Here is an 8,519-nt window from a genome sequence, read left to right as displayed (position 1 = left end):
CTTCTGCCTTTTTACGATTATTTAGTTAGCATACCAAGTGCTGAAGAACCATATTGTTGAGGTTAGATGAGCCAGATAACGACACGAGTAAAACATTATTTCAAGTCTTTGAAGAACTGTTCTCCGTAACTAATTTTCTCATTAATTATTATGATGAGGATATTGACAATTCAACTATTCCCAAGCTTCCTGAATGGAGTAAACTTCGCGAACTTTCTTTAGTTGTGCAAAAGACGTTAAATAATCACTCAGAAGTTAATACAGATATTATCAGAAGTTGTATAGAATATTGGCTGCATTTTTAGAAAATAAAATTTGCACAGTCGTCTTTAGACGACTTTGTTTATTAGCCTGGGAATTTATTCCAAGCCGGTTTTGGGCAAAACGTAGCCTCGATCCAACAGGTATCCCCATTGCGTAATTCTTATTAAGTCCTAATTCTACGGAAATCAAAATATCGGTTGATATACGAAGTGCGTTAAAACGCACTCTATACCTTACCCAATCCTATTTAGACGACTTTGTTTATTAGCCTGGAGAGCATACGGAGGTTCCTTCCGTTGTAGCAACTGCGGAAAATTTATTCCAAGGCGGTATTAAGAATTGTGCAAGATGTGATGTGAAATTCATAGAACTTTTGCTAAAAGAGCGCTTAATTTATTCCAAGGCAGATATCTAACCACCCGAATTTATGACAAAGCGAAAATGCAATTAATCTTAACTAAATCTTAACTAAATTCTTCTGGAATGCTTGAATTTACTATTGTATATACATCAAGTTTTAGTGTGATTCTTTAATTTTGTCTCCAAGTAATAGTATATTTTTCAAGTGTGCCTCCCAAACAGCTAAGTTCAGAAAATAATGATTAATCAATTTCTCGCATCACAACTTCGTCAGCCTTCAGGATGGTTTGGTAAGCAAGTTATTTCTAGAGTTTTGAATAGAGATAATGCTGCCATGAATAAACTTGCATTCAGAATGTTGAATTTGGAATCCGCTGCGGAGCGCGTTTTAGAATTAGGTTTTGGTGGTGGTTATTTGCTTCATAAAATTCTCAAGCATCCAGGAGTAAAATCTGTTGCTGGTATAGATGTTTCTCCAGAAATGGTGGATTTTTGCCGAAAGCGTTTTGCGTCGGATATAAAGACGGGCAAATTAAAACTAAAATGTAGCAATACTGTAAATAAAGCCTCTTTTGACAGCAATTTTACCAAAATTTGCACGGTTAATACGATTTATTTTTGGTCGGATGTTAAACAAACTTTAACTCAACTGCATCAAATTCTAGAAGAAAAAGGTTTGTTGGTTGTTTGTTTTAATTGCAAAGAATTTCTGAAAAAAACAATTCTTCCCAAACATAGTTTTCAGATATATGACGTTGAAGAAGTAAAGTATTTAATGAAAGCTGTGGGTTTTAAAAATATTCAGTGGATTATGAATTCTCAACCCAAAGAACATTTTGTCTGTATCGTTGGAGAAAAGTAAAGGGAACAGGGGATAGGGAACGGGAAACAGGGAACAGGCAATGAAGAATATATAAATCGAGAACTTCAAATAAACACTGTTTTTGTTTCTCGTCAAGATGCCTGGGGATGAATTAATTTAAAATTGCTTCGCTTAGCTCTCAAGGCTAAGCGATTTCTAATTTTACCACTTTACAAGCAACCCGACACCTAAATACAGTATTTTTTCGAGGTATGCGACTTGCAAGGGCGCTGACATGATATTAATGTATTTAGATTATATTTAGTACAAATTTATGACATCAGAAAATTCATCTTTATTGCCGACTTCAGTCAGAGTACAGCAATTGGGAGTGCTGTACTTCGCAGATTTTCCCGTCTGTATGGGAGTTTTACTACATAATTGGCTTGTGGAACTTTTTTAACAACTATTAGCAGAAAGCAGAAATAATTTCGATCTAGTTTCGATTTATCCCAAGCCTAAATAAAAAAGCCTAAATAATCTAAGTTAAGTCATGTCTACGGTAAAATATTTTTCTACTTCCCACCTACAGCAAGCCAATTGGTTTCTATATAAACTTAATTCTACAGGTCTTAGTGACAAAATATCCGCTTCAATTCGGATTAAATCTGCTGTAGATATTCAAGCTGTAAAAAATACGCTGCAAGCTTTAACACAACGTCACTCTATTCTGTGCAGTATCTATTACGAACAAGATGAAAAAATTATTCAAGAAGTTCGGGAAACTGCTAAGATAGATTTTGAAAATATAGATGCATCTTCCTGGAACGACGAGGAATTAAATCGGCAGATATTACAAAAGGCAAAACAACATTTTAATTTAGATGCTGGGGCATTCCGTGCTTGTTTATTTAGTCGTTCGGTTAGTGAACATATTTTATTGTTAGCAGCTCATCAAATTGCTGCCGATTCGGAGTCATTATTAATATTAGTAAACGATTTTGTGGCTATCTATGAGTCAATTTTAAATGGTAATCGCCCAAATTTACCTCCATTAAATACATCCGATCGCACAAACTATATTCAGAAAAAATTAGACTTTGTTAATAGTGAGTCAGGAAAAAAAGTTGGTGATTATTGGCAGCAGAAGTTAAGTGATGAATTACCCGTGTTGGAGTTACCGACAAATTCTGCTCGTCCAACTATTAGAACTTACAATGGCGCTTCGATAAAGTTCAGCATAAAACCGCAATTAAGTCAACAAATTAAACAACTCGACGAAGCACAAGCAGTAACAGTTGAAGAGATACTATTAGCAGTATTTAAAGTGCTGCTTTACCGCTACACTGGAGAAGAAGATATTCTTGTCGGTTTATTGCAGAACCGAGAAAATAAGCCATTATTTAAAAAAGTTGTTGGCAATCTAACTAATGTTACTGTTGTTAGAGATGCAATTTGGGGAAATTTAAAATTTACAGATTTTTTGAGTAAAGTTAGTAAAACATTATTTGAAATAGATAAGTATAAAGATTATCCGTTTGCTTTACTCGTCAAACAAATTAAATCATCTGATTTGAGTCATCCTCCTATTTGTCAAGCAGCTTTTAGTTATTCTAAGCAGAAAAAATCATTAGAAGCAAAAGAATTAAAATTAGAACACTATCAACTACCACAACTTCATACAGATTTTGAACTAAGTTTAGAAGTAATAGAGTTACCAGAATCTTTTGAAGGCTACTTTAAGTACAATACCGATATATTAGAAGCTGCAACGGTTGCTCAAATCGCCGAACATTTCCAAAATTTACTTACGGCAATTGTAGAAAATCCTCAGACAACAGTAGGTAAATTACCGATGCTGAGTGACTCCGAGAAACAGCAAATATTGCTAGAATGGAACGATACGAAAAAAGTTTACGATAATTCTTACTGTTTACATCAATTATTTGAAGCACAAGTCGAGAAAACACCACAAACAGTCGCAGTAGTTTTTGAAGGGACAGAATTAACTTACCGGGAGTTAAATAATCGGGCTAATCAATTAGCACATTATCTGCAAAAATTAAGAGTAAAACCAGAAACTAAGGTAGGAATTTGTGTAGAGCGATCGTTAGAAATGGTGGTTGGATTGTTGGGAATTCAAAAAGCTGGTGGTGCTTATCTTCCTATCGATCCAACTTATCCTACCGAGCGGATTAATTATATCTTAGAAAATTCACAAGTTCCCGTTTTACTAACTCAGAATCATTTACGAGAAAATCTAAGTGAATTTCAAGGGACTGTTATTGATTTAGATTCAAATTGGGAGAATATTGCAAATGAAAGTGAAGAAAATCCGGTTAGTAATGTTACTCCAGACAACTTAATTTATATCATTTATACATCCGGTTCCACGGGAAAACCGAAAGGAACAATGAACACCCATAAAGGAGTGGTTAATCGGATTTTGTGGATGCAGGATGAATACCAATTAACCTCCGGCGATCGCGTATTGCAAAAAACCCCTTTTAGTTTTGATGTTTCCGGGTGGGAATTTTGGTGGACATTAATTACAGGAGCTATATTAGTAGTTGCGAAACCAGAAGGGCACAAAGATCCTAACTACCTGGCTAAACTAATTGACTCTCAACAAATTACCACGCTTCATTTTGTGCCTTCCATGCTTGAAATTTTTCTGGAAGTTGCCGATATTAAATCTTGTCGCAGTTTGAGACAAGTATTTTGTAGTGGAGAAGCTTTATCTATTAGCTTACAACAACGGTTTTTTGCTGCTGTTTTGAAAGCACAATTACATAATCTTTATGGCCCCACCGAAACTGCTATTGATGTTACCTACTGGCATTGTCAACCCGATACTCAATATAAGAGTGTACCAATTGGTCGTCCCATTGCCAATACCCAAACTTATATTTTAAATCCGGATTTACAACCAGTTCCCATAGGAGTCGCTGGAGAATTGTATCTAGGTGGGGTACAGTTAGCGCGAGGCTACTTAAATCACCCAGAGTTGACAGCACAAAAGTTTATTAACAATCCTTTTGTAGATGATTTTAAATCGCCATTACTTTATAAGACAGGCGATTTAGCTCGTTATCTACCCGATGGTAATATTGAATATTTAGGGCGTTTAGATAATCAAGTCAAAATTCGGGGGAATCGGATTGAGTTAGGAGAAATTGAATCGGTTTTAACTCAACATCATCAAGTACGGGAAAGCTTGGTGATGGCGAGGGAAGATACTCCAGGAGTTAAGCGTTTAGTTGCCTATATAGTTTCTGGGAAATCTCAACCGAGTATTACAAGTCTGCGGGAGTCGATCGCAAGTAAATTACCCGACTATATGATACCTTCAGCCTTTGTGATTTTGTCGCAACTGCCATTAACAGCAAATGGAAAGGTTAACCGTCGCGCTCTACCCGCACCCGATATCTCTAATTTTAATCAAAGCGATAATTTTATTGCACCACGCGATCGCATCGAACAAAAATTAGCAGAAATTTGGTCAGAAATTCTCGATATTAACCCAGTTGGAGTTAAAGATAATTTCTTTGAATTGGGGGGACATTCTCTCTTAGCAATCAATTTAATGGCGAAAATTCAGCGCCGCTTTGATAAACAATTACCTTTATCAACACTTTTTACAAATCGGACAGTAGAAGATTTATCAAAGTTAATCCGAGAGCAAAAACAACAAAAAACTTCAAGCTTGGTTCCAATTCAAACCCAAGGTAATAAGCAAGCATTTTTCTGCGTCCATCCTGCTGGCGGCCACGTACTTTGTTATCAAGAATTATCCCATTATTTAGGTAATAATCAACCCTTTTATGGTTTACAAGCGCAAGGCTTTAATCGAGGAGAAAAAGTCTTGACTAAGGTAGAAGACATGGCTGAGTTTTATGTCAGAAATATTCAAGAATTTCAACCAGAAGGGCCATTACAAATTGGGGGTTGGTCTTTTGGGGGAGTAGTTGCATTTGAAATGGCACAACAGTTACTTCAACAAGGAAGAGAAGTAAGTTTATTGGCTATTTTAGATTCTTGGGTTCCCATTTTACTAGACCCTAATAAAAAAATTGATAATCTGTATTTAACAGGTGCATTAAGTCGATACTTTGGAGGTGCTTTTGGCACCGAAAATTTTGTCAGCGAAGATGAATTAAAAGGATTGAACCCAGAAGAAAAAATCGAGTTTATTATTGATAAAGCCGAAAGAGCGGGATTATTTCCACCAGAAGCTAGTCGCGAACAAAATCGACGTTTTATAGATGTCATGGTAGGAACTTTAAAAGCTACTTATGCCTATAAGCGTCGTTCTTATCCAGGGAAAGTAACAGTTTTTCGACCGCGAGAACGACATTTTCAGGCACCCGATCCTCAGCTAGTTTGGGTGGAATTGTATGCTATTTTAGATGCCGCCGATGTTGAGCTTCAGTCGGTTCCTGGCAGTCATTATTCATTCGTAAAGCAACCAAACTTAAAAGTATTAGCAGAACGTTTAAAGAATAGTTTAAAATAGTACAAGTATAAGTTTTGGGAATTAATTATGTTAGGCTCTGCATCTGAATCCAAAAAGAAAATTTATCGCATTATCTACGGTTACTGGCAAAGTCAGTGCGTTTATGTTGCGACAAATTTAGGGATACCAGACTTGTTACAAAATGGACCTTTACCTGTTGATAAAATTGCCGAAAAAACTGATACTAAAGTTGATAAGCTTTATGTTGTGCTGCGGGCTTTAGCTCATTTAGGAGTAATTGCAGAAAAACCAGGACGGGTTTTTGCCGCTACAGAATTATCACAACTTTTGATTAGTAATGGTTCCCCATCTATTGGTGATTTTTTAATGCATATTACAGAACCTAATATGTGGGATGGTTGGAGGGAATTGGAAAACGGTTTAAAGACTGGAGAAGTGCCTTTTGAACTAGCTAAAAATGAAGATTTTTACAGTTCCTATATGACACATAATCCAAAGAGTAAAAACCTGTTCAACAATGCCATGAGTTTTTTAACTAATGAAGTTGTTGATGCTTTATTTGAAGTTTATGATTTTGGTCGTTTTGAAACGGTAATGGATGTAGGAGGAAATCAAGGTACATTAATTGCCAATATTGTCAAGAGATTTGGCTGTAAAGGCATTTTGTTTGACTTACCCCATGAAGTAGAAACTGCTCCTAATAACTTTTCTAAATATGAAGTTAATGGGCACGTGCAAGTTGTTGGTGGCAGTGCTTTGGAATCTTTGCCAAAAGGAGCCGATGCCATTGTAATGAAGTATTTTCTCTCAGTGTTTAGTAAAGAGGATTCAATTAAGGTACTTACTAACTGTAGGGAAGCTCTCCCCAAACATGGTAAACTCATACTTCTACAAACTCTAGTACCTGCTCTTGGTGCCCCTGTAGAATATCCCGATGGAACCATGCCAGCTTTGGCTGCCGTACAGATGATGATTACAAATCCAGGGGGTTATTGGCGCACCGAACAAGAATATAAGGATTTATTGTCAGCTAGTGGTTTTAAATTAGAACAAGTCATTCCTACAGGAACAAGCTTAACCGCGATGGAATTTAGCCCGATATCCTAAGCTTGTGGTTTGATTACAGTTAAAACTATACACATCAAGGCGGTGTGTAAAGACAGTATGTTGGGTAGAGCGAAGGCATAACCCAACACCATGATATAGAGCTTGCTTTTTAATCATAGCGATGCAGACATTAATAAGAAGCGCTATTCCTGTCAGGCTAGAAGATGACAAGCAACCGGACACCTGAATGCATACTTATCTAAACAGATTCGACTTATAAGGACGCGGACATAATATTACCGTATTTAGTATAAAATATTTTAGAAAAAATATGCTCCAGGCTCAAAAATTATCTTCATTAATACGGTAATAAGACTTGAGGATTATTCCGATTTTAAATGCAGCTAATTATCATCATCATCTAATCTGAGACACAAGCAGTCAAGCAATATATGTTAACAAGCAACAGCACAACAACTGAATCCTCCTCCAATCGTCCGACTCTCGGTATCATCGGTTGTGGCAATATTGGAGGGCGACAAGCCGCTAATTTTCTAGCCCACGGCTATGAAGTTTATGTGTACGACATCAATCCAGATTCTATGGCAGAGTTGCAGCCCCTCGGTGCCCGCATCACCGATAGTTGTGCCGAAGTTGCAATTTCTTCGCAGGTAATTTTTACTTCCCTACCGACTCCGGCTGACGTTATGAGTGCGGTGATGGAGTGCGAAGACAACCTTTGTCAAGGATTGCAACCGGGTAGTGTCTACGTGGATATTACCACCAACTCTGTGGAAACAGTGCTTAAACTTCATCAAACTATGCAAAAATTGGGGGTTGAGATGTTAGATGCCCCCTTTAATGATTGCCCTGTAGGTGCCCAAAGCCAGAAAGACATGGGTTTAGCCGTTCTAGCCGGTGGCTCAAAAGAAACCTTCTCCAAAGTTCAGCCCCTGCTCCAATTAATGGCCGATCGCGTTCTATACTGTGGAGAGATTAGCTCTGGAACTAAATGCAAGCTGATCCACAATGCTGTAAACGCGATCGCAGTTCAAGCCGTGAGTGAAGGAATTACTTTGGGTTTAGCTCAGGGAATTGAATTACAAACTATTTGGGATACCCTGCGCTTGGGATCTTTTGCTCAAAACCCTGGAGACATTCACGGCTTACCCCACTATTGGTTCTCACGACGCTGTGACGATATCTCTCAACACCCCGCCTTTACTGTCAAATTACTGCATAAGGATTTGCGGCTTGCTCTGAATATGGCTAGCGATCGCAACGTCAAAGTCCCCCACTTAAGCTTGAGTGCCAAAGACTTTGAAGAAGCAGAGCAACGAGGCTGGAGCCAATATTCCACCACCAAAGTTTGCTGTTTGCAAGAAGAGCGAGCTGGAGTAATCGCTAAAGCAAATCTACCCTTAGTATCGGATTCGACCGAAACCCCTACACCTACAGAGGATTGGACAAACCACAAAGGTAGATTCTCTCTCTACGCTGTGTTGATATTAGTGCTAGCGAGCAACCTTTTTCAATTCGGTTTACACTGGCTATTTCACTTTTTTTAAT

Annotated in this window: 6 protein-coding genes; all 6 read left to right on the top strand. The window is 37.6% G+C overall.

The annotated features are described in order from the left end of the window. The first annotated feature begins 53 nt into the window (after positions 1-53). The 6 genes from ACM03V_RS17320 (at position 54) to ACM03V_RS17295 (ending at position 8,518) form a co-directional block, all read left to right on the top strand. Complete coding sequence (locus tag ACM03V_RS17320) at positions 54-305, top strand: hypothetical protein (RefSeq protein ID WP_414622039.1); 252 nt, start codon at positions 54-56, stop codon at positions 303-305. A 557-nt stretch (positions 306-862) separates the two neighbouring features. Further along, a complete protein-coding gene (locus ACM03V_RS17315; protein WP_414622038.1) occupies positions 863-1,486 on the top strand; it encodes a class I SAM-dependent methyltransferase in 624 nt (207 codons plus the stop codon). 274 nt (positions 1,487-1,760) lie between these two features. Continuing rightward, complete coding sequence (locus ACM03V_RS17310; RefSeq protein WP_414622037.1) at positions 1,761-1,889, top strand: hypothetical protein; 129 nt, start codon at positions 1,761-1,763, stop codon at positions 1,887-1,889. A gap of 90 nt (positions 1,890-1,979) precedes the next feature. Then, positions 1,980-5,942 carry an amino acid adenylation domain-containing protein gene (locus tag ACM03V_RS17305; protein ID WP_414622036.1) on the top strand — a complete coding sequence of 1,321 codons (3,963 nt, stop codon included), beginning with the start codon at positions 1,980-1,982 and terminating at the stop codon, positions 5,940-5,942. A 27-nt stretch (positions 5,943-5,969) separates the two neighbouring features. Next, positions 5,970-7,010, top strand: coding sequence for a methyltransferase (locus ACM03V_RS17300; protein ID WP_414622035.1), 1,041 nt, complete (start codon positions 5,970-5,972; stop codon positions 7,008-7,010). A gap of 392 nt (positions 7,011-7,402) precedes the next feature. After that, on the top strand, positions 7,403-8,518 hold the full coding sequence (locus ACM03V_RS17295) for an NAD(P)-dependent oxidoreductase (RefSeq protein WP_414622034.1): 1,116 nt from the start codon (positions 7,403-7,405) through the stop codon (positions 8,516-8,518). Position 8,519: the final 1 nt, after the last annotated feature.

The sequence above is a fragment of the Calothrix sp. CCY 0018 genome, from assembly GCF_963920925.1.
Lineage (GTDB): Bacteria > Cyanobacteriota > Cyanobacteriia > Cyanobacteriales > Nostocaceae > Rivularia.
The sequence above is the reverse complement of the archived record's forward strand: the minus strand, read 5'-3'. Positions and strand labels throughout refer to the sequence as shown.